The organism is Beijerinckia mobilis (assembly GCF_000745425.1).
Lineage (GTDB): Bacteria > Pseudomonadota > Alphaproteobacteria > Rhizobiales > Beijerinckiaceae > Beijerinckia > Beijerinckia mobilis.
On the sequence record NZ_JQJH01000029.1, the window covers coordinates 1 to 21445 of the forward strand.

The following is a 21445-nucleotide window of genomic DNA, read 5'->3' on the forward strand; positions in this document are numbered from 1 at the left end:
ACCTTCGGTCTCATTCAAGGCTTCGAGCAGCGTTTCCCACAATCCAGCCAGCGTCCAGCGCCGAAACTGGCGATAAACTGATGACCATTTGCCGAAATGCTCGTGCAAATCGCGCCATTGCACGCCCGTGCGGGAAATCCAGAAAATACCATCAAGAACAAGGCGATGGTCCTTCGCACGTCGCCCGCTATGCGGCCCGCGCCGCGTCACGAACGGCTCAAGACAGGCCCATTCTTCATCCGACATCAGCCCACGAATCAAAGTCGCCTCCTTCTGAAAGCGACTTTGAATCAGAACCTTCGCAACTTGGGAATCCTATTCGTCAACAGGACCTAGAAGCGAATGGAGACTTTGGCCTCCGATATCATTGCCCTGAAGATGTCGGTTCCGTTATTCAGTTGATCGCATCCAAAAAGAACGGTCATGTGGGAGGATAACAGCCTTTGGTCTACCAGCGATCTACACGGGTGCAAAAGGATGGAGCCTCTCTCGATCGCATTGATCGAGAGAGGCTCGTCTGGCGTTTTGTTCACTTTCATGATCGACGCGGTTGAAAACCCTCAATCAATTGGCATTATTGAACGAAAACTGATGTCAGCCTGATTGAATTTACTTCATGGTCGGCATGGAGAATTCGGCACCGGCGCGAATTCCCGTGGGCCAGCGGGTCGTGATAGTCTTCAGCCGCGTATAGAAGCGCACGCCCTCCGGTCCGTGCATGTGATGATCGCCAAACAACGAGGCTTTCCAGCCGCCAAAGGAATGAAAGGCCATGGGCACGGGGATGGGGACATTGATCCCGACCATTCCGACCTTGATTGAATGGGCGAATTCGCGCGCCGCATCACCATCTCGTGTGAATATGGCGGTGCCATTGCCGAATTCATGCTCGTTGATGAGCCGCGCGGCGGTCGCATATGTGTCGGCACGCACCACGGCGAGGACGGGGCCGAAGATCTCTTCCTTATAGATCTTCATGTTTGGCGTCACATGATCGAATAATGTTCCACCAATGAAATAACCGTCTTCATATCCCTGCAATTTGACGCCGCGCCCGTCGACGATCAGCTTCGCGCCTTCGGCGACACCCTGGTCCACATAGCCCGACACTTTGTCGAGGTGCTGTCTGGTCACGAGCGGCCCCATCTCGGCTTCAGGATCCGTGCCGGGGCCAATCTTTAGCGCGCGTACACGGGGTTCCAGTTTCGCAAGCAGCGTTTCGGCGGTTTTTTCACCGACCGGCACGGCGACGGAGATGGCCATGCACCGCTCGCCCGCCGAGCCATAGGCGGCACCCATGAGGGCATCGACCGTCTGCTCCATGTCTGCATCGGGCATGATGATCATATGGTTCTTGGCGCCGCCGAGCGCCTGAGCGCGTTTTCCGGTACGCGCCGCTGTCTCGTAGATATAGCGGGCAATGGGCGTGGAGCCTACGAAGCTCACTGCCTGTATGTCGGGATCATTGAGCAGTGCGTCGACAGCTTCTTTGTCTCCCTGGATGACATTGAACACGCCATCGGGAAGGCCGGATTCCTTCAGCCATTCGGCGAGGAGAAGCGAGGCGGAGGGATCGCGCTCGGAGGGTTTCAGGATGAATGTATTGCCGCAGGCAAGCGCCACGGGGAACATCCACATCGGCACCATCGCCGGAAAATTGAAGGGCGTGATGCCGGCGACAACACCAAGAGGTTGACGCATGGCATGACTATCCACACGCGTTCCGACATCCTCCGTAAACTCACCTTTCAGCAATTGTGGAGCGGCGGTGGCGAATTCGACGACTTCCATGCCGCGCTGGATCTCGCCCCTGGCGTCGGACAGGACCTTGCCATGCTCGGATGTGATGACGGCGGCGAGTTTGTCGATCCGTTCGTTCAGAATAGTGAGGAATTTGTTGAGGATGCGAGCGCGCCGCAGAGGTGTCGTCGCGGCCCATTCCGGAGCGGCGGCAACGGCGGCTTCCACTGCCGCGCGCACTTCATTGGTCGAGGCGAGTGCCACTTCACCCGATTGCAGACCGGTGGCCGGATTAAACACGGGAGCAGTACGGCCGCTTTTTCCAGGCACTTTTTGGCCTGCAATGAAATGGTCGATTGCCATGGGCATTGGTCTTCCTCCTCTAAAATGTTTTGGGTTTGGCCTCGCGCGAAAGGCAAAATGCGCTGCGCATTGGTCTTCGCGCTTTAAACAATCATCTTCAATGCTATTTTCCGCATATTCATTGTGCGGGATTTAAAGTCATGGATTGGGATCATTTGCGCATCTTTCTGGCCATCGCGCGCTATGGGCAGCTGCTTGCATCTGCAAGGCGCCTGGGCCTGAACCATGCCACGGTCGCGCGCCGGCTGGATGCCTTGGAGGAGGCGCTCGGCACGCCGCTCTTCGATCGCCGGCCGGCCGGCTGTATGCTGACGGAAGCAGGAGAACGGCTGCTTCCTGCCGCCGAACGGGTCGAGACCGAGATGCAGGATATTGCCGAAAGCTTCCGGGCGGCGGTCGCGGAAGTCGCCGGTACCGTGCGCATCGGAGCGCCCGATGGTCTCGGCAATTATTTCCTGGCGGCTGAACTCGGCCGTCTTGCGATGCAGCATCCTCATCTCACGGTGGAACTCGTGCCTTTGCCGCGCGTCTTTTCACTGTCGCGACGTGAGGCCGATCTCGCCATCGTCCTCGATCGGCCGACGGAGGGACGTCTGCGGGTCTCGCGCTTGACCGATTACACGCTCGGAGTCTATGCCGCGCGCTCCTATCTTGAGCGTTACGGAACGCCGCAAAGCCTGGAAACATTTAGCGATCATGTGGTGGTAACGGGCGTAGAGGATCTCGCTTATGCCTCGGCGCTTGATTATTCCGATATGCTTGAAAAACACAGCACGAGGCAGTTTCGCTGCGCCAGCGTCATGGGGCAGATGGAGGCCGTGTGCGCCGGTGTCGGAATTGGCGTGCTGCATGATTTCGCCGCCAGCCGGCATGAGGAGAGTTTAGTGCGGATCCTCCCCGAAATTACGTTCCGGCGATCCTATTTTCTTCTGGCGCACCCAGACACGGCAGAGGTGCGGCGGATAGCGGCGCTGCGTGGCTTCCTTGCCAGTCGCTTCCGGGAAGAACGCCGTCTCTTTATCGCCGGGTGAGGTTATACAAGATCCTGGTAGCTGAAAGGATAGCGCAGATACTAGGAAACGACCCGTAGGATTAGCCAGTCCGTGAAATGCTGGCCCTTGAAATTGTCTCCGGAGGAACGTTTCAGTTTCTTGGCAAGTCTGTTTGCGGAGATTTCAGAATGTGTCATCAGTCGGCCTGAACAAGGCTTGAGCGGCCTTGACTTCGCTGCTGATGAAGGCGGAAACTGTCTTGATCCTGGCCAGGCTACGTAAATCGGCATGAGTAATCAGCCAAAACGAGCGTATCAAACTGATCTCACCGGCCAGAACCGGAACAAGCTCTTCGCGGCCGAGGGCAATGAAATCGGGCAATACGCAAATCCCGGCCCCTTTGATTGTCGCATTCAGCTGTGCAATCAGATTGGAACTTTTAAACTGGGGTGACAGGAAATTGGCGATCTCACCGAGATAATCGAGCTGCTGACTATAGATCAGATCATCGATATAGCCGATAAAACGGCAGCCACGTAGATCTTCAACTGAGTGTACGGGCGGCACTGTCGCCAGATAGTTTGATGATGCATAAAGCCGCAAACGATAATCGATGAGTTTACGTGTGACGAGCCGGCCTTCGCGTGGACGGGAAAGACCGATGGCTATATCGGCTTCGCGCTTTGACAGGCTGAACAGACGTGGCATGGCGACGATCTGAATTTCCAGTTGCGGATGCTTACGGCAGAGAGTCGCGATGCGCGAAGCTAGGAAATCGCTGCCGAACCCTTCGGGCGCGCCAATGCGCACGGCACCGGTCACGGACAGATCCTCTCCGCCGATCTGTTTCTGCGCGTTCAGTGCAATGCTTTCCATCGCTTCCGCCGAATACAGCAGCCGTTCTCCGGCGTTGGTCAGCCGGTATCCGGTTGGATGACGCTCGAATAATTGGACCTTGAGGGCCTCTTCCAGGCCAGCGATACGGCGGCCGAGTGTCGTATGATCAATACCGAGCTTGCGTGCGGAAATTGTCAGGCGTCCGGTACGCGCGACTGTCAAAAACGAGCGTAAATGATTCCAATCAAAATCGCTCACTCCGGCCTCATCAGTATGTGAATCTATGCACATTAGAATGCGAATTTATCGCATTGTTTGTGAGATTCACCAATATAGACTTACCTCCGATAAAGCCCCGCAAGGCGCAGAAAAGGCGGATGATCCGCCCATTAAAGAAGAGGAAACCCATCGTGACGATCGAGCTCAACCATTTCATTGGTGGTCAGCACATCGCTGGCAAATCGGGCCAATTCGCCGATGTTTTTACACCAATGACCGGAGAGATCTCGGCTCGCGTTCCGCTGGCCGGCCGGGCTGAACTCAATGCAGCCGTCGAAAATGCCAAAGCGGCTCAACCGGCTTGGGCGGCGCTGAACCCGCAAAAACGCAGCCGCGTAATGATGGAGTTTCTGCGGCTGATCCAGCGTGATTATACCGCCTTGGCTGAACTGCTGGCTGCCGAGCACGGCAAGACTATTCCCGATGCACGTGGTGATATCCAGCGTGGTCTCGAAGTCGTCGAATTTACCTGCGGCATTCCACATTTGCTGAAAGGTGAATACACTGAAGGAGCCGGCCCGGGCATCGACATTTACTCGATGCGTCAGCCGCTCGGTGTTGTGGCCGGCATCACGCCGTTCAATTTTCCCGCCATGATTCCGATGTGGAAATTCGCGCCGGCGATCGCTTGCGGAAATGCTTTCATCCTCAAGCCTTCTGAACGGACGCCTTCGGTACCGCTGCGGCTTGCCGAGCTGATGCTGGAAGCGGGCCTGCCCGCTGGCATTTTAAATGTCGTTCATGGAAACAAGGATGTCGTCGATGCCATCCTTGAACATCCAGATATCAAAGCTGTGGGTTTCGTCGGTTCGACTGCGATCGCTGAATATATTTATTCAAAAGGCTGCACCGCAGGCAAACGGGTGCAATGTTTTGGTGGCGCCAAAAATCACATGATCATCATGCCCGATGCTGATCTCGATCAGGCGACCGATGCGCTGGTTGGCGCGGGCTATGGGTCGGCTGGCGAACGCTGCATGGCTATTTCAGTCGCCGTACCGATCGGCGAACAAACTGCGGAGGCTCTGCTGGAGCGTCTGGTGCCGCGCGTTGAAAATCTGCGGATTGGTCCGTCCAATGACGATGATGCTGATTTCGGGCCTCTCATCAGCCGCGAGGCTGTGGACCGTGTTCGCAATTATGTCGATCTCGGGGTTCAGGAAGGGGCGACATTGCGTGTGGATGGGCGTGGCTTCACTATGCAGGGCTATGAAAAAGGCTTTTACATGGGCGGCTCTCTATTTGACCATGTCACACCGAAAATGCGCATTTACCGGGAAGAAGTTTTTGGACCCGTCCTGGCAGTTGCTCGCGCGGCGAATTACGAACAAGCCCTGCGCATGACAAACGAGCATGAATATGGCAACGGCGTTGCGATCTTCACGCGCGATGGCGATGCCGCACGCGATTTCGTCAGCAAGGTCCAAGTCGGCATGGTTGGCGTGAATGTGCCGATCCCCGTGCCGCTCGCTTACTACACATTCGGCGGCTGGAAACGGTCGGCTTTCGGTGATCTCAACCAGCATGGCCCCGATGCCATCCGCTTTTACACGAAGACCAAGACGGTGACGTCACGTTGGCCGTCCGGCATCAAGGATGGAGCAAGTTTCGTCATTCCGACCATGAATTAAAGCGCCGAGGCCACTCATGACGCATTGGCAATTGACCGAGGAGCAAGGCGCCATCGAGGAAATGGCGCGGAGCTTCGGTGAGGAGCATATCGCGCCTTATGCACTCGAATGGGACGAAAAGAAGCATTTTCCGCATGATACTTTGCGTCATGCCGCAAATCTTGGCATGGCCGGAATTTATGTTGACGAAGACATTGGCGGCTCGGGGCTCAAGCGGATCGATGCCGTTGTGATTTTCGAGGCCCTGGCCAAGGCCTGTCCTTCGACAGCGGCTTTCCTGTCCATCCACAATATGGTGGCTTGGATGATTGCCTCTTATGGCGCTCCCGCCCAGCGAACCGAATGGGTGCCGCGCCTTTGCCGAATGGATTGGGTCGGCAGCTATTGTCTGACCGAACCTTCCGTTGGATCGGATGCTGCGGCCTTGCGTACTCGCGCCGTGCGCGACGGTGATTATTTCATCGTCAACGGCACCAAGCAATTCATCTCCGGCGCAGGTTCCAGCGACGTTTACATCGTCATGGCCCGTACCGGTGCCGAGGGACCGAAAGGCATTTCCGCCCTGGTAATCTTCAAGGATATGGAGGGCGTCTCCTTCGGTTCCAATGAACGCAAGATGGGATGGAATACGCAGCCGACGCGTACGGTCAATTTTGACAATGTCGCCGTGCCCGTCAGCCATCTTCTCGGCGCGGAAGGCGATGGGTTCAAGATTGCCATGGCCGGGCTTGACGGCGGCCGCTTGAACATAGCAGCCTGTTCAATCGGCGGAGCACAATCGGCGCTCGATAAATCGATACGATACATGAGCGAGCGCAGCGCCTTTGGCTCAACGCTTGACCGTTTTCAGGCCCTGCAATTCCGTATCGCCGATATGGCGACTGATCTCGCCGCCGCACGGATCTTTTTGCACCATGCGGCGCATATGCTCGATGAAAAATTGCCTGATGCCACGATGACTTGCGCCATGGCCAAAAGGTTTGCCACGGATATCGGCTTTTCGGTGGCCAATGAGGCTTTGCAGCTCCATGGCGGCTACGGATATCTAGCGGAATATGGCATCGAGAAGATCGTGCGCGACTTGCGTGTCCATCAGATTCTCGAAGGTACCAATGAAATTATGCGTGTCATCATTGCCCGTGCATTGCTCGGCCGTTGATACCTTCTGTCAGACAGGATGATTGATGAGCTCTGTGCCCTTCACGGACGTACTCTTCTCCCAGCATGGTCATGCCGGTGTGATCATGCTCAATCGGCCGCAAACCATCAATGCGCTGACGGGCCCGATGGTTTTGGCAATTTCACATCAACTCAGGATATGGTCCGAGGATCCTGATATCTATGTGATCATCCTTATGGGGGCCGGCGAGCTCGGCCTTTGCGCAGGCGGCGATATCCGTGCTCTCTACACGAGTGGCAAGGCTGGCGACGGTCAAGCCGAAACATTCTGGCGTGATGAATATACGTTGAATGACGCGATCGCCCGCTATCCAAAGCCTTATGTCGCCTTGATGGATGGTCTCGTCATGGGTGGCGGCATTGGTCTTTCCGCCCATGCACGTCACCGCATCGTGACTGAACGCAGCAAGCTCGCAATGCCCGAAGTCGGGATCGGCTTCCTTCCCGACGTTGGCGGCACCTGGCTTTTGTCGCATGCGCCTGGTGAAACGGGCACCTTCCTCGGCCTCACCGGCACCGCCTTCGGGGCGGCCGATGCGCTCTATACCGGTTTCGCCGACATTCTGGTTCCATCCAACCAGCTTCAATCCTTAATTGACACACTGGCTGACATTGCCAGCAGCGATGAGGTGTCGGCACTCTTGCAGGAAGCGGCGGTCAAGACGGAGACAAGTTCTCTTTCCCTTCAGCGCGCCGATATAGACAAAGTTTTCCAGGGTGATGACGCCGAATCCATGATCGCGGCAGCCAAGGCTCTCAGGACCGATTGGGGTGATACAGTCGCGAATACACTTCTTGAGCGTTCACCAACCAGTGTGAAAGTGACTTTGGCCGCCCTGCGGCGCGCCCGTAAGCTTTCTTCGCTCAGCGCCTGCCTGGAGATGGAACTGCGCGCTGGTCTCCAGATTTTGCGCGGCCATGATTTTTACGAGGGCGTGCGGGCACAGATTATCGACAAGGACCGGAATCCCAAATGGCAGCCAGCGACCTTAACCGAGATCGACGCGGCAACGGTAGCCGCGCATTTTGATCCGGCTTGATGGACAAAACCAAAATTGAAGAATCCAAGGGGAGGGGACAATGGCGTCAATCGGCTTTATCGGGCTTGGTCATATGGGCGGGCCCATGGCCGCAAATCTCGTACGCGTGGGGCATAGCGTGTCGGGATTTGATCTCTCAGACGATTTACTGCGGGCCGCCGCCAAGCTCGGCTTGCGTGCCTGCGCCAATGCTGCGGAGGCGGTGAAGGACGCTGAATTTATCTTCACTATGCTTCCTGCTGGTAAGCATTTGCTGAATGTTTATCGTGAAGGCGGTGTGCTGCAAGCTGCAACGCCTGGTGCGCTGCTGATCGATTCCTCGACAATCGACATTGAATCTGCCCGGACCGCTCATCGCCTGGCGCAGGAAGCCGGGTTTGCATCTCTCGATGCGCCGGTCTCGGGAGGTGTCGGTGGCGCGGCGGCTGGAACCCTGACCTTTATGACCGGCGGCACAATCGAGGCTTTTGAGCGCGCCAAGCCGGTCCTTGAGGCGATGGGCAAAAAAATCATCCGTTGCGGCCAGGCTGGAGCAGGGCAAGCAGCCAAACTCTGCAATAACATGATCCTCGGCATTTCCATGATCGGCGTATGCGAAGCCTTTGTCCTTGGAGAGAAACTTGGTCTTGACGCACAGGCTCTTTATGATGTGGCTTCGACATCATCCGGCCAATGCTGGTCCCTGACGACTTATTGCCCCGTGCCGGGTCCGGTGCCGGCAAGCCCTGCCAATCATCAATATAAGCCTGGCTTCGGCGTCAATCTGATGCTGAAGGATCTGACGCTAGCGCAAAGCGCAGCCCAGCAATCGGGCGCAGCAACACCCCTGGGGGCACAGGCACAGCAGCTCTACAGCCTGTTTGCCGCAGCTGGGCATAGTGGCGATGATTTTTCCGGAATCATTCATCTCTTGCGCGGCCTAACCTGAAATCCTCTCCGATTCAGCTTCGTGCTCAGGGAAATACCATGGATCGCATACACAATTTCGAGCATATCATCGCCGAGCGTAAGGGGGCCGTCGCACTCATTACCTTCAACCGGCCGAAGGTTTTGAACGCTCTGTGCAATGCCATGATCGCTGAACTTGAGACGGTACTGGCGCTGATCGAGGCAGATCCTAGCCTCAGCGTTGTCGTGGTGACAGGCAACGGGAAAGCCTTTGCCGCTGGCGCCGATATCAAGGAAATGGCCGATAAGCGCTTTACGGAGGTCTTTTCTACCGATATTGGCGGCTCGCGTTGGCAGCGTCTCGGCTCTTTTCGCAAGCCTTCCATTGCCGCAGTCGCAGGCTATGCACTGGGTGGTGGTTGCGAGCTTGCTCTCATGTGCGACATCATTCTCGCGGCTGATAATGCCAAATTCGGTCAGCCAGAAATCACTATTGGCACGATTCCAGGGTGGGGTGGTACACAGCGCCTTACGCGCGCCATTGGCAAATACAAAGCCATGGACCTGATTTTGACCGGCCGTCACCTCGATGCGGAAGAGGCGGAGCGCTCAGGCATGGTCAGCCGCATCGTGCCACTGGCGGATCTTGTGCCTGAGGCGCTGAAACTCGCCGAAAAAATTGCAAGCCTTTCCTCTCCCATCGCCATGCTGGCGCGGGAAGCGGTCGATAGTGCGTTTGAAACTACCCTCTCGGAAGGATTGAAGGCTGAGCGCCGTCTCTTCCATGCAAGCTTCGCGACGCAAGATCAGAAGGAAGGAATGGTTGCCTTTCTCGAAAAGCGGCCTCCTGTCTTTAAGAATCAATAATGCTGAATCTTGTGTAACCTATCCGTGGGTTCCTTTTGTCTTTCAGAAGAATAGTACCCTTCAAAAAAGGTTCAATGGCCATGCTCTCATGGGCATTTCCTTGAGCCTACAAGCATAAACAAAAATCATATGGGATAGAAACCGATAGGGAGGAAGCTTGTCATGGAGACACAGGGTCTCAGTGATACGCAAATCGATGTGATATATCGTACTTCCATCAATGACCCAGAGGGATTTTGGGGCACTGCGGCAGCAGAGCTCGAATGGCAAAAACCTTATGACCGTGTGCTCGATGACACGCATCCGCCATTCTATCGTTGGTTTCCGGGTGGAGAGCTGAATATCTGTTATAATGCACTTGATCGCCATGTCGCGGCAGGCCATGGTGATCGTACGGCCCTTATCTATGATAGTCCCGTTACCGATACAATCAAAAGCTTCACCTATACCGAGCTGACCAATGCCGTAGCGCATTTCGCAGGTGCTCTAGCCCATTTTGGTGTGACTCGTGGCGATCGCATCATCATCTATATGCCCATGGTGCCGGAAGCCGTCATAGCCATGTTGGCATGCGCGCGGATCGGTGCGATTCACTCGGTCGTGTTCGGTGGTTTCGCAGCGAGTGAACTGGCCAAACGTATTGATGATACCAAGCCTAAGCTCGTTGTTTCTGCCTCCTGCGGGATCGATGGCAGCAAATTGATCCCTTACAAAAATCTGCTTGACGTCGCGTTAGAACTCTCTGCCACACCGCCCGTCCATTGCATCATTCTTCAACGCCCGATGCTGGAAGCTCGTCTTGTTCCCGGTCGCGATATTGAATGGCAGAATGCGCTTGCGGCAAGTACGGCCGTCCCGTGTACCTCGACCCTGGCAACGGATCCGCTCTACATTCTTTATAGTTCAGGAACAACAGGTGCGCCGAAGGGTGTGGTGCGCGACCACGGCGGTTACGCCGTCGCCCTGCAATGGAGCATGTCGAATATCTACAATATCACGCCTGGCGAAGTATTTTGGGCCGCCTCCGATATAGGCTGGGCAGTCGGTCATTCCTACACGGTCTATGGGCCGCTCCTGCAAGGCTGCACCAGTATACTTTATGAGGGCAAGCCTGTGGGCACGCCCGATGCTGGCGCTTTTTGGCGTGTCATCTCTCAGCATGCCGTGAAAGTTTTGTTTACGGCTCCGACCACTTTCAGGGTGATCCGCCAGCAAGATCCAGACGCGACTTTGTTCAACCGGGCATCTCTCGGGGATTTCCGGGCGCTGTTTCTGGCAGGCGAGCGTTGCGATCCTTCGACGCTCACCTGGGCGCAGGAATTGCTGAAAGTGCCGGTAATTGATCATTGGTGGCAGACCGAGACGGGCTGGCCGGTGGCCGCTCATTGCTTTGGTATCAGCCAGATCAGGGTCAAACCCGGCTCTGTTGGCCCCGCCGTACCGGGATGGCGTATAGAAGCTTTAGATTTCAACCACAATCCTGTATCCGCTGGCACAATCGGCAATCTCGTGATCAAACTTCCATTGCCACCAGGCTCCTTGACGACATTGTGGAACGCGGATCAACGGTTTGTTGATTCCTATATGACGGAATTTCCTGGCTATTATCAAACCGGTGATGCCGGGTTCATTGATGACGACGGCCACACTCACGTCATGGCGCGAACCGATGATGTTATCAATGTCGCCGCCCACCGGCTGTCTACCGGAGCGATGGAAGAAGTCGTGGCTGAACATCCAGCCGTTGCCGAATGTGCGGTCGTCGGTATCGCCGATGAATTACGTGGTCAGATTCCGATCGGTCTCATCGTGCTGAAGGCCAATTGCGCCGTTGACGGTATCCTTATCGAAGAAGAAATCATCGCATTGGTCCGTAGCCGAATTGGCGCTGTGGCGAGTTTCAAACACGTCCTGATTGTCGATAGATTGCCGAAGACACGCTCAGGCAAGATTTTACGAAAATTATTGCGTTCGATTGCCGAGGGCGAGAAAACGGCAATTCCAGCAACGATCGACGATCCGGCTATCCTTGACGAGATCATCCACGCCATGCATGCGGCCGGAATCTCTCCAATGCGTGAGAGTGGCACAATCTAGTAGCCTCTGTTAACGATTTTGATTGTAACTTCTGAAGGTTTATCGCTGCATAGCCGCGACGGATGAGGTTTCTTGCAGAGAAAGAAGTTGTACGTGTTGAGGAATTCATACGCTCGACTTGGACTTCGCCGGATTCGCTAGCACGCTACTCTTGCCCGAGCCTGAAGCCAGCCCGGTCATTGCTCCAGGGCTGGTTGATTGTGGTCAATCTGTGTCCGATTCCCTTTTTCTGGGGGCAGGCCAACATGCCTGTAGACATTCTCTCGACCTACATTTGCATAAAATTATCAATGGTTTGTTCATTCGAACCCGGTGACGGGATGCGGCACATAGTCCGCCTCGAGGGTTGTGATCTCATCATTTGTCAACACGATCTCCAGGGCTGAGATAGCATCGTCGAGATGATGGGGCTTGGAGGCGCCGACGATTGGCGCCGACACCTTGGGCTTGGCCAGAACCCAGGCAAGCGCAATCTGCGCCATAGGCACGCCACGCAAACGAGCGACGCGCTCAACGGCGCGGATCACTGCATTATCCGCATCTTCGGTCGCCGCGTAGAGCGACCTGCCAAAAGCATCACTTTCGCTGCGTTTCGTCTGCTCGCCAGGGGGGCGCGTCAGCCGGCCACGGGCCATAGGACTCCATGGAATGAGTCCTACCCCTTGGTCCTTACAGAGAGGGATCATCTCGCGTTCTTCCTCGCGGTAAAGCAGGTTGACGTAGTTTTGCATGGTGACGAAGCGTGTCCAGCTGTTGACACGCGCAACCTCCTGCGCCTTGGCAAATTGCCATGCAAACATTGATGAGGCCCCTATATATCGGGCCTTGCCGGCCTTCACGATGTCATGAAGGGCTTCCATCGTTTCTTCGATCGGAGTGTCATAGTCCCATCGATGGATCTGATAGAGGTCGACATAGTCGGTTCCAAGGCGTGTGAGGCTTGCATCGATTTCGGTCATGATCGCCTTGCGTGAAAGGCCCTTGCGGTTGGGCGCCGCGCCACCCTCCACCATACGTTCCGAAAAGAACACCTTGGTTGCGATAACGACTTCCTCTCGGTGGGTGAACTCCTTGAGGAGCTTGCCGATGATCATCTCGGAGGTGCCCGCTGAATAGCTGTTGGCGGTGTCGAAGAAATTGATCCCTAGCTCGACTGCCCGCTTGATGATTGGTCGGCTGTCAGCCTCTCCGAGTGTCCAACTGTGAACGCCCGCATCTGGAACGCCGAAGGTCATGCACCCCAGGCAGAGACGCGAGACATCGAGACCGGTCGAACCGAGTTTTACATAGTCCATGGCTGTTCCTTATTGGGCGTTGCAACCCTTTGATTTTTCGTCCTGCCCCATGGCATCACGCCTGCCATTCCTTCACACTGATTCAGCAAGCGGTGAATGCGTCATGTTCATCCTTCATAAGTGACGCCATAGTTCCCGCCCGTTCGCTTGATGTGCGCGAAACCGAGTTCGCTGAGGTGCATACCAGCGATCAGCAGTTGTTCAGAGCTTACGAGGTCCAGCAGCCTCGACCGTGTTGCTACTGCGAGATCGGAATCCTGATCGAACGCGATCGCCACATCCGGGCGCGGAATCTGAATCTGGGGGAAATGGACAATATCTCCCCAGACCAGCAGATTCTGGCCGCCGGATTCGAGACGATAGCCAGTGTGGCCTTCCGTGTGGCCTGGAAGCGGCACTGCTGTCATTCCGGGAAGCACCTCACCGGCATCGAAGGTGCGTAACCTGTCGCGGTAGCCGTCGAACGCCCGACGTGCCACGAGGAAGTTGCCACGGGCGTGTTCTGGCGCGCGGCTCAGATTGCCGTCATCCTGCCAGAACGAGACTTCCCGATGGTGAACCACAAGCTCGGCGTTCGGGAAGACAGCCTCTCCCGAGGAGTCCATCAACCCTCCGACATGATCGGGATGGGCATGTGTCAGCAGGATCGTGTCGATCTCGGAAGGCCGGATGCCAGCGAGCACCAGATTGGTCTTCAGTTGACCACCCCACTGCTTGAAACCACCCGCGCCGGCGTCGATCAGGATCGTGCGACCGCCTCCGCGCACCAAGTAGCAGTTGATGTGGATCGAGGTATAATCTTTTACCCCCGCATCCTCCTGCATCCGGGAGGCATCAGCCGGGTCGATGTTCGAGAGAAAGTCGAGGCTGGCATTGAGAGAGCCGTCGCTGATCGCGGTGATTGTTAGGTCGCCGACCTGCTGGCCGGGAAATGCAAGATTAGACATCATCGTTCTCTCGATCTCAGCTCAATTGCGCGCGTGAATGCTCGACGCTGCATAGCCAAAGCAACGGATACGTGCAGTGAGGCCGATATTGCCCTTAATGGCGTCGTCCAGCCGTTCCATGAACTCTTTCATGACCGGAGTCGTCCGAAACGGCTCAAGGCGATATTGGATTTCTGCGGAGACCGGGTGCCCCCGACCGTGCTGAACGGCGATATAGATGACATGCACATTCACCAATGCGGCGTGGAGGATGCCCGTGCAGAGTTCGGTGCATTGCTCCGTGAGTTCGGCAAGTGCTTTGTCCGACGGCATCCTGTCTGCGGGGATGAAGATCGTAAGATTCGGCATCGGGGCTACCGCGCCTTCTCGAGAGCGACGTCATTGCCACTCGTCAATTGCGCTGTAATCGGTGCATAGACATGGACATCTTCCGGTAGATGCTTGGTGTCAGGCGTCTTGGCGCGCTCCAGCTTGGCGAGCCAACGGTATTCCGGGAACTTCTCCAGTGCGACCGCGTGTATTGCGTATGGTGTGAGGCCCAGCCGGATCAGAGGTTCGGGGCCATTTACGCTCGATGCCAGATATTCGCCGTCACCGATTGCTGGCGCTCGATCGATGCCGTCATAGAGGTTTCGATGCCAGTTGGTGATGTGCTGCTGCCAGCGTGCGAAATTGCCGCCGCCTTTTTGGCGGTATTCCTCACCCGTCAGGATGCCGAGACCATCAATCGAATGAATTGCGAGGTAGACCGGGCAGCCACGGCTCAACGCCTTGAAACGCTGCGAGGTATGGAAGCCGCTCACCGAGAGGAGGGCTGGTAGTTTGTCCAGGCTGTAAAAGTTGTTCCATTCCGCTTCGCTGTCCGGATCGGCAAAGCTGCATTCTACTGTATAGATCATCGCACCACCTTCGACCGAAAGCATGGCGCTTCAGGCCGTGTCTATCATTGATGTTTTCTCATGATAGGGCTCCAATCATCGTCTATATATCGATATTGGTTCATGCTTCAGTGACTTAATATCAAGCTGACGGCGGATCGAATGCCAAACCGTCATGTCGGGAGCCGCCCGTGCGCCGCAAGATTCCCAGCAATTCCGCACTCATGGCGTTTGAGGCGTCGGCTCGCCATGGAAGCTTCGCTCGCGCTGCCGACGAGTTGGCCCTGACCGAAGGAGCGATTAGCCGCCAGATCAGCCGGCTGGAAACCTTCCTCGGTGTGACGTTGTTCGAGCGGGTCGGTAATCGCGTTCGGCTTTTGCCGAATGGAGAGCGTTATGCGGTTCAGGTTCGCGAGTCACTCGACCGACTTGAGCGTGACAGTCAATATCTGATGGGGCAGCCTTGTGACGGCGCCAGTCTCGACATCGCCACTATCCCCACATTTGCCACGCGCTGGCTAATCCCGCGCTTGGCACGGTTTCAGGAAAAGCACCCGAACGTCATTGTGCATCTTGCCGAACGGATGGAGCCTTTTGTGCTTGCGGGAAGCGGTTTCGACGCCGCGATCCATTTCGAGCATCCTGCATGGACGGGAATGAGAACGCATCACCTGTTGCGCGAGACATTGGTTCCGGTTTGCCATCCGGCGCTTCTCCAGAAAGGTGAAGAGGTGCCGTCCCTGGATGAACTGCCACGCCTCCATCGACGCCAGAACCCGGACGCTTGGCAACGCTATGCGCAGGAAACCGGGATTGCGCTGACCAATCCTGCGATTGGTGCCCGTTATGATCTTCACTCTATGCAAATCGAAGCCGCGTTGGCCGGTTTAGGCGTTGCGCTGGTGCCACGCCTCTATGTGGAAATAGAATTGGCAGAAGGTCGTTTGATCGCGCCTTGGCCTGATGGGGAGTCGATCTCCAAGACCTTCTGCCTCGTCCTGCCGGAGCCGATACAATTGAGTGATGGCCCAATACGGGTTTTTGCGAATTGGCTTCTGGAGGAAGCACGATCCTCGGGTTAAAAGCCTTGAAGGTGCCCTCTATGCCCGTGACAATTTAGGTCCCAATTGCCGCCGTGATTGTTACGACGCCCAGGTAAGCTCATGACTTTTCTCGACGATGGCGAGGGGGCCTCGCCATTCCTGATCAAGTCCGCCATCCGGGAACCCATCACCCTGATCCTTGACTGGTGGCATCTCTTTGCGAGCTCACGCGCCGCAGACTGTGTCGAGGAAATCGCCAATACGTGCGTGGCGTAACGCCGATATCTGCGCTGGTCTCGACAGGCCGGGGTAACCGGAGGTTCGTTGAGGGTATGCTTTGGATTGTGCGGATAGGCTCGCCCCGGCGCGACTTACTTGAAGTGTTTGGCGAATGGAACAGCGGCGTTCGCCGCTTCAGCCGATGGGGTGCCAGAAGGATCTGGTGACAGCTGTTCGAGGTGCTGTCCGGCAATCCTGTCTTCGAATACTCGATCATTGATTCGACCATTATTCGCGCCCACCATCATGCGGCAGGGCGAAAAAGAGCGACTGAAGATCAAGCCATTGGTCGTTCTCGCGGTGGCCTGAGCATCAGGATCCACATGACTGTCCGGGGCTTGGGCTTCCCTGTGCGCTTCGCCGTCACGGCCGGCCAATGTGGGGATGCTCCCCAGGTGTGAGTCCTAATTGAAGGTTTGCCGGCCAAGGTCGTCACGGCTGGCAACGTTCATGACTCCGACGTTCTGCGCCAGACAATCGCCGTAAAAGATACTGTTTCCGTGATCCCCAATAACACGTCTCGCGTGCGCAAATATTTCTTCGACAAACACCTCTACGGTCACCACTATCTGATCGAGTGCTATTTCAGCGAACTCAAACAGTTTCGGAGTGTCGCGGCCCGCTACAAGAAAACCGCAGGAAATGATCTCGAAGCGGGCGGTGACGCCACATAGGCCGCTATCGTCCTATGGGTAAAATAACTGTCCATACAGCCGAACCGTTGCCGCGTTGAGGTAGTGAGACATTGCGCTCGTCCCGAGCATCCACCGTCACAGTTTATGCTCATAATTATTAAAGCGAAATGATAAATGCGATCTCCCCATCGTTTTTAAAAAACGCAACCGTTGCAATAAGCTTGCACTGTGCATAATATTGCGGTAGTCTAAAAATAGAAATTTTCTGTATATAATATGTTTATATATAGACTAAAAAACGAAAAATTTTTATATTTATTATTTATATTATGAGTATTGCGCTTTATTCGTAATATAAATCATAGTGAAATGAAATTAATGGGGATTTTTTGTGAGAATTGCTATGATTGGTTCCCGGGGGATCGGGTCGCATTATGGAGGAATAGAGAGAGTTCTTGATGAGCTCTGTCCTCGTCTCGTCGAATTTGGTCATGAAATCGAAGTTTTTGCTGACCACGATGTTAAATGTGAGGACCGTCCGGGTATTCGGGTCATCCCTGTGACCGCGTTTGGTGGCAAACATTTCGAAACGCTATCCCGCAGTATTTTCTCGTTATGGCAGGCCATCGGACGCTGCGACGTTGTTCATTTCCATGCCGTCGGTCCTGGCATTTTGTCTTCTGTGACCAGATTGTTTGGTCAACGATCATTTGTGACTATTCATGGCCTCGATTACAAAAGGGATAAATGGGGTGTCCTCGCGCGATCCTGCCTCAGTCTCTCCGAGAGGGTACTCGTTGCCAATGCCGATCAGATCTCGGTCGTTGCAGAAAATCTCCGCCGTTATTTCATCGAGCGCTATGATCTGGCCACAAGCTTTATTCCTAATGGAATCCCTCAAAAGCACGTTGTGCCACCGGGTCCCTTACTTTCGGAATACGGTCTTGAGGCGGGCCGTTATGTTCTGTTTGCGAGCCGCTTGACCCCTGAAAAAGGATGTAGCGATCTGATTGCTGCTTTCAATCAGATCGACACCAACATGAAGCTTGTTATCGCCGGAACCGCGACCGATCCTTCCTATTTCGATGCACTACAAAGACAAGCAGATTCCGCCAAGATTGTTTTCGTCGGTCATCGGGTTGGAGATGAATTGGCTGAATTTTTCAGCAATGCCTACACATTTGTCTTGCCCTCCTATATCGAGGGTATGTCCATGGCACTCCTTGAAGCGATAGCCTATAAAATTCCACCTTTGGTCACTGAGATCCCGGAAAACCGGGCCGTGGTTGGGGATTTCGGCTTTTATTTCCCTCCGCGTGATATCGATTGCTTGCGGGCGACATTATCCAGCTTGATAACACAGCCCGGTCGTATCGCCACGGCGCGCGAGCGACTTCAAGCTCTTTCTATTCCGGACTGGGACGCTGTCGCGGTGCGCTACGATAAGCTCTATCGTGATCCTGTCCAGCGGCGTAGTCCTGTCAGGATCTTCCAAATACAAAGTGGCGATGTGCAACAATGAACAAGGGAAGTATTTCTTTCCTCGTCGCTTTCGCGCGCGATCGAATCGTGAAACTGTCTCAACGTTTCGGTCGGGAGGCCAGCCTTGTTCTGATTGCAAGAGTACTTCAAAACTTCAATGGCTTCCTATTATCTGTCTTGATCGTGCGTCGTTTTGGTTTGGCCGCTGTCGGTACAATGACCGTCTCGACCATCGCGATCGTCATTATTGCTCTTCTCGGTACATTTGGCTTCACCTATATCTTTGCCCGAATGGACGCTCCGATCCGGGTCAAGAATGCTCTCGGCTGTACCGCGGCTCTTGCTGTCATCCCCCTGAGCCTACCATTCATTATTCTGCTTGGTGTTCTGACGGGTAAAGATGCCGAGGAAGTCGGCGTTATCGCTATTATGTCATTAGGAGGAGCATTTTTTGCGCAAGGAAATCTTGCCGGCGCTCTCCAGATTCTTCAGGGCAAAGCATCGGACGCCATCATCCCGCCTCTTGCCAATACTCTCGGACTGGTCGTCGCTGCGATCTTCGGTTCGTCCTATCTTTTATTTGCGCTCCTGCTGGCATTTTTTCGCTTTTCTGGCATTTTCCTGACATTTCAGCGCCTTGAACGCGCTCCGCTCGATCTGGGTTTGTTCGTGAAATATGTGCGCGATGGTGTTCATTTCCTCGCCGGCGATATGATCAACCTCGGATCTGATCAGTTGACGATTTTTATTACATCTTTTCTTCTGAGTCGCGCTGACCTCGGTCTCTTTGGTCTTTGCCGCCAAATGTTGACCGCCAGCGATACGCCTGGCTGGACGCAGATGCAGACAAAATATCCCGCCGTCGTTGCAGATCCTCAGAAAGCCATGCCTGAATTAAGGCGCCTGATGGTGCGGCTCGGCGGCCTGTGCGGAGTGGGAGGCGTATTTATTTCTGTCTTGTTCGGACTTTTCGTATTTCATCTGCCGCGTTTTGTCGTTCTTGCACCATTATTGTTGGCGAGCGTTCCCCTTCGATATTTGCTCCTGAGCTACGACTTACATCTTCGTGCTATTCACGCCCTCAAAGAAGTAAACAATATTTCTCTGATGCGGGCTGCGCTCGCTTTGTTAATTATTCCTGCTGGGGCATGGCTCTATGGAGATTTCGGCATCGTGCTCGCGGTCATTGTCCATACCGTGATAGCGGTTTTATTGACACGGCGCCTTAGCATGAGCAAGGAAATGTCAATTCGTAACTTCACACCCTCTCACGGCTAAATATGCCAGTGACGCTATTTTGTGAATATGACTCCATCCAATTCTTCTCCGTCTGCAAGCAATGTACTCGGCACCCAACACTCTGAATAGAATTATCCTTTTTCTATGGAGCATAAATTTATGACTGAAGCTATATTGCCTGCTAAGCCGATGTTCGATCGCACGACGGCATCTTCCGCAGTGCCGACCTTGAGTATCGTCATCCCTGCCTATAATGTCGCTAACTATATACGTCCAGCCGTGGAATCCGCTCTGGCTCAAACTTTCACGGATCTCGAAGTCATCGTTGTCGATGATGGCTCGACTGATACAACACCTGCGATTTTGGCGGATCTTGTACATACCAGTCGTGGGGGCCTATTACGGATCATCCGGCAGGAAAACAGAGGTCTTTCAGGAGCACGTAATACCGGAATTCAGCAAGCGCGCGGCGCATTCATCGGCTTTCTGGATGGAGATGATATTTGGTTACCAGAAAAAGCTGCCAAACAAATCGACTTAATGAAGAAGGACCCTTCGATCGGTATTAGTTTCAGTCATTCAGAATATTTGACTGAGAACGGACGACGTACCGGGACGATTTTATTCTCGCCCAAGGCGCAGCCATCCTTGCATGATCTGATCCGTCGCAACCATCTTGGGAACGGCTCCACTGTTATCGCGCGGCGGGAATGCTTCGAACAGGTTGGTCTCTTCCGTACCGAGTTACGTAGTTGCGAAGATTATGAAATGTGGTGTCGTATTTTGTGTTTGACTACTTATAAAGCTGTTTTGACACCCGAAGTGCTGACACTTTATCGACTCCGCCAGAGTAGTCTTACATTCAATGCGAAAAAATTCATCGAAAATGCGGATCTTGCTATCGCATTCTTGCGCAAAGAAATGCCCAATGTTCCAAAAGCGGTCATTGATACTGGACATGTGGAACATTATCGCATTGCAGCATCCCGGGCGGCGTTGTCGGGCCATGACAAAGATGCTTGGCAAATATTTATCCTGGCAATGCGCATACGGCCAATATCCCTGCTCACAGACTGGAAAGCCTTGGCAACCGCTGCAAGTATTCTTATCCCGAGCAGCATGCGGTCCTGGTTAGCTGACAAAGCCAGGGCAGTTCAGTCCCTTAAATATAAGCCGAGCAATCCTGCAGGCAACCCGGGTTGAAATGGATAAACGCAATCCGAATGAGCAGTTGCTATGGGGCCAGATCAAAGCCTGGCTGATTATCTAGTCGATCTTCCGGTGTCTGCGGGATCCGCGTGCCATCGTGATCTCGACGAGATCGTTCTTAAATACGTTTTGATGGCGGTTATAACATTTCGATCTATGGGTCTGGCCTTCGCGTTGCAGATCGAAAAGCTATCACGCTTCCTCTGCATTATGCTCAAGGACGAACCGATTCTAAACCCAATTTCTCGGGATTGATGGCGCGAGGGTAATTCTGTGTTTCCGCAAATTCGGTCGCTTATCATCTGTTTCGAACTTTAAATATGTAAATTGTGTCTCAAAATTTGAGAAATTATCGTCGTTGTGGATATTCCCGGAGTCTGGAACGCGGTTCGGTTTGTCGATTGGTGTCTAAAAAGTATTCATGACGCCAATATTGTCTGTGAGAACCATTTCTGCATAGGCGCTTGTTGTTCATTTTACAACAGCAATCACATCGGGTCGTCTTCGGGCCTATTTTCATTTGTT

General features: G+C 54.4%; 19 protein-coding genes and 1 pseudogene. 13 read left to right on the top strand and 7 right to left on the bottom strand.

Annotated features, from left to right (window positions below; all coding sequences use genetic code 11):
- Both DL88_RS16595 and DL88_RS16605 read right to left on the bottom strand, forming a co-directional pair.
- The coding region (locus DL88_RS16595) for a transposase (RefSeq protein ID WP_034998700.1) at positions 1-246 on the bottom strand (246 nt) is incomplete at its 3' end.
- A gap of 363 nt (positions 247-609) precedes the next feature.
- The gene (locus tag DL88_RS16605) at positions 610-2109 is read right to left on the bottom strand and encodes a CoA-acylating methylmalonate-semialdehyde dehydrogenase (protein WP_034998705.1); all 1500 of its coding nucleotides are present in this window, start codon (positions 2107-2109) and stop codon (positions 610-612) included.
- A gap of 134 nt (positions 2110-2243) precedes the next feature.
- Here DL88_RS16605 and DL88_RS16610 point away from each other — a divergent pair, with 134 nt between their 5' ends.
- Complete coding sequence (locus tag DL88_RS16610) at positions 2244-3134, top strand: LysR family transcriptional regulator (protein WP_034998754.1); 891 nt, start codon at positions 2244-2246, stop codon at positions 3132-3134.
- A 144-nt stretch (positions 3135-3278) separates the two neighbouring features.
- On the opposite strand, the gene DL88_RS16615 is transcribed toward DL88_RS16610, so the two are convergent.
- Complete coding sequence (locus DL88_RS16615) at positions 3279-4190, bottom strand: LysR family transcriptional regulator (protein WP_034998708.1); 912 nt, start codon at positions 4188-4190, stop codon at positions 3279-3281.
- A gap of 119 nt (positions 4191-4309) precedes the next feature.
- Here DL88_RS16615 and DL88_RS16620 point away from each other — a divergent pair, with 119 nt between their 5' ends.
- From DL88_RS16620 to DL88_RS16645, 6 genes are all read left to right on the top strand, one after another.
- Entirely contained in the window at positions 4310-5842 is a 1533-nt protein-coding gene (locus DL88_RS16620) for a CoA-acylating methylmalonate-semialdehyde dehydrogenase (RefSeq protein ID WP_051956105.1), read from the top strand.
- A gap of 16 nt (positions 5843-5858) precedes the next feature.
- The gene (locus tag DL88_RS16625) at positions 5859-7001 is read left to right on the top strand and encodes an acyl-CoA dehydrogenase family protein (protein ID WP_034998711.1); all 1143 of its coding nucleotides are present in this window, start codon (positions 5859-5861) and stop codon (positions 6999-7001) included.
- 25 nt (positions 7002-7026) lie between these two features.
- On the top strand, positions 7027-8061 hold the full coding sequence (locus tag DL88_RS16630) for an enoyl-CoA hydratase/isomerase family protein (protein WP_034998714.1): 1035 nt from the start codon (positions 7027-7029) through the stop codon (positions 8059-8061).
- A 40-nt stretch (positions 8062-8101) separates the two neighbouring features.
- Complete coding sequence (gene mmsB, locus DL88_RS16635) at positions 8102-8989, top strand: 3-hydroxyisobutyrate dehydrogenase (RefSeq protein ID WP_034998716.1); 888 nt, start codon at positions 8102-8104, stop codon at positions 8987-8989.
- Between the two features lie 47 nt (positions 8990-9036).
- Positions 9037-9816: an enoyl-CoA hydratase-related protein gene (locus tag DL88_RS16640; RefSeq protein ID WP_210165329.1), complete on the top strand. Its 780-nt coding sequence runs from the start codon at positions 9037-9039 to the stop codon at positions 9814-9816.
- Between the two features lie 162 nt (positions 9817-9978).
- Entirely contained in the window at positions 9979-11913 is a 1935-nt protein-coding gene (locus DL88_RS16645; protein ID WP_051956106.1) for a propionyl-CoA synthetase, read from the top strand.
- A gap of 299 nt (positions 11914-12212) precedes the next feature.
- Here the strand turns inward: DL88_RS16645 and DL88_RS16650 are convergent, their stop codons facing one another.
- The 4 genes from DL88_RS16650 to DL88_RS16665 all read right to left on the bottom strand — a co-directional run bounded on the left by DL88_RS16650 (position 12213) and on the right by DL88_RS16665 (position 15078).
- Positions 12213-13208, bottom strand: a complete 996-nt coding sequence (locus DL88_RS16650) for an aldo/keto reductase (RefSeq protein ID WP_034998720.1) — start codon at positions 13206-13208, stop codon at positions 12213-12215.
- Positions 13209-13315: 107 nt separating this feature from the next.
- Positions 13316-14158 carry an MBL fold metallo-hydrolase gene (locus DL88_RS16655; protein WP_245270924.1) on the bottom strand — a complete coding sequence of 281 codons (843 nt, stop codon included), beginning with the start codon at positions 14156-14158 and terminating at the stop codon, positions 13316-13318.
- Between the two features lie 18 nt (positions 14159-14176).
- A complete protein-coding gene (locus tag DL88_RS16660) occupies positions 14177-14467 on the bottom strand; it encodes a hypothetical protein (protein ID WP_245270925.1) in 291 nt (96 codons plus the stop codon).
- A 41-nt stretch (positions 14468-14508) separates the two neighbouring features.
- Positions 14509-15078, bottom strand: coding sequence for a sugar ABC transporter (locus tag DL88_RS16665; protein ID WP_245270927.1), 570 nt, complete (start codon positions 15076-15078; stop codon positions 14509-14511).
- Between the two features lie 146 nt (positions 15079-15224).
- Here DL88_RS16665 and DL88_RS16670 point away from each other — a divergent pair, with 146 nt between their 5' ends.
- The 6 genes and pseudogenes from DL88_RS16670 to DL88_RS19575 all read left to right on the top strand — a co-directional run bounded on the left by DL88_RS16670 (position 15225) and on the right by DL88_RS19575 (position 20914).
- Positions 15225-16115, top strand: a complete 891-nt coding sequence (locus DL88_RS16670; RefSeq protein WP_034998725.1) for a LysR substrate-binding domain-containing protein — start codon at positions 15225-15227, stop codon at positions 16113-16115.
- Positions 16116-16196: 81 nt separating this feature from the next.
- Positions 16197-16352 carry a hypothetical protein gene (locus tag DL88_RS20465; RefSeq protein ID WP_156971168.1) on the top strand — a complete coding sequence of 52 codons (156 nt, stop codon included), beginning with the start codon at positions 16197-16199 and terminating at the stop codon, positions 16350-16352.
- Between the two features lie 20 nt (positions 16353-16372).
- A pseudogene (locus DL88_RS20890) lies at positions 16373-17029 on the top strand (IS5 family transposase); the annotation flags it as partial.
- A 364-nt stretch (positions 17030-17393) separates the two neighbouring features.
- On the top strand, positions 17394-18512 hold the full coding sequence (locus DL88_RS16680) for a glycosyltransferase family 4 protein (RefSeq protein WP_051956107.1): 1119 nt from the start codon (positions 17394-17396) through the stop codon (positions 18510-18512).
- On the top strand, positions 18509-19750 hold the full coding sequence (locus tag DL88_RS16685; RefSeq protein WP_034998728.1) for a polysaccharide biosynthesis protein: 1242 nt from the start codon (positions 18509-18511) through the stop codon (positions 19748-19750). Before DL88_RS16680 ends, DL88_RS16685 begins: the two co-directional genes overlap by 4 nt.
- A 120-nt stretch (positions 19751-19870) precedes the next feature.
- Positions 19871-20914: a glycosyltransferase family 2 protein gene (locus DL88_RS19575; protein ID WP_169741597.1), complete on the top strand. Its 1044-nt coding sequence runs from the start codon at positions 19871-19873 to the stop codon at positions 20912-20914.
- Positions 20915-21445: the final 531 nt, after the last annotated feature.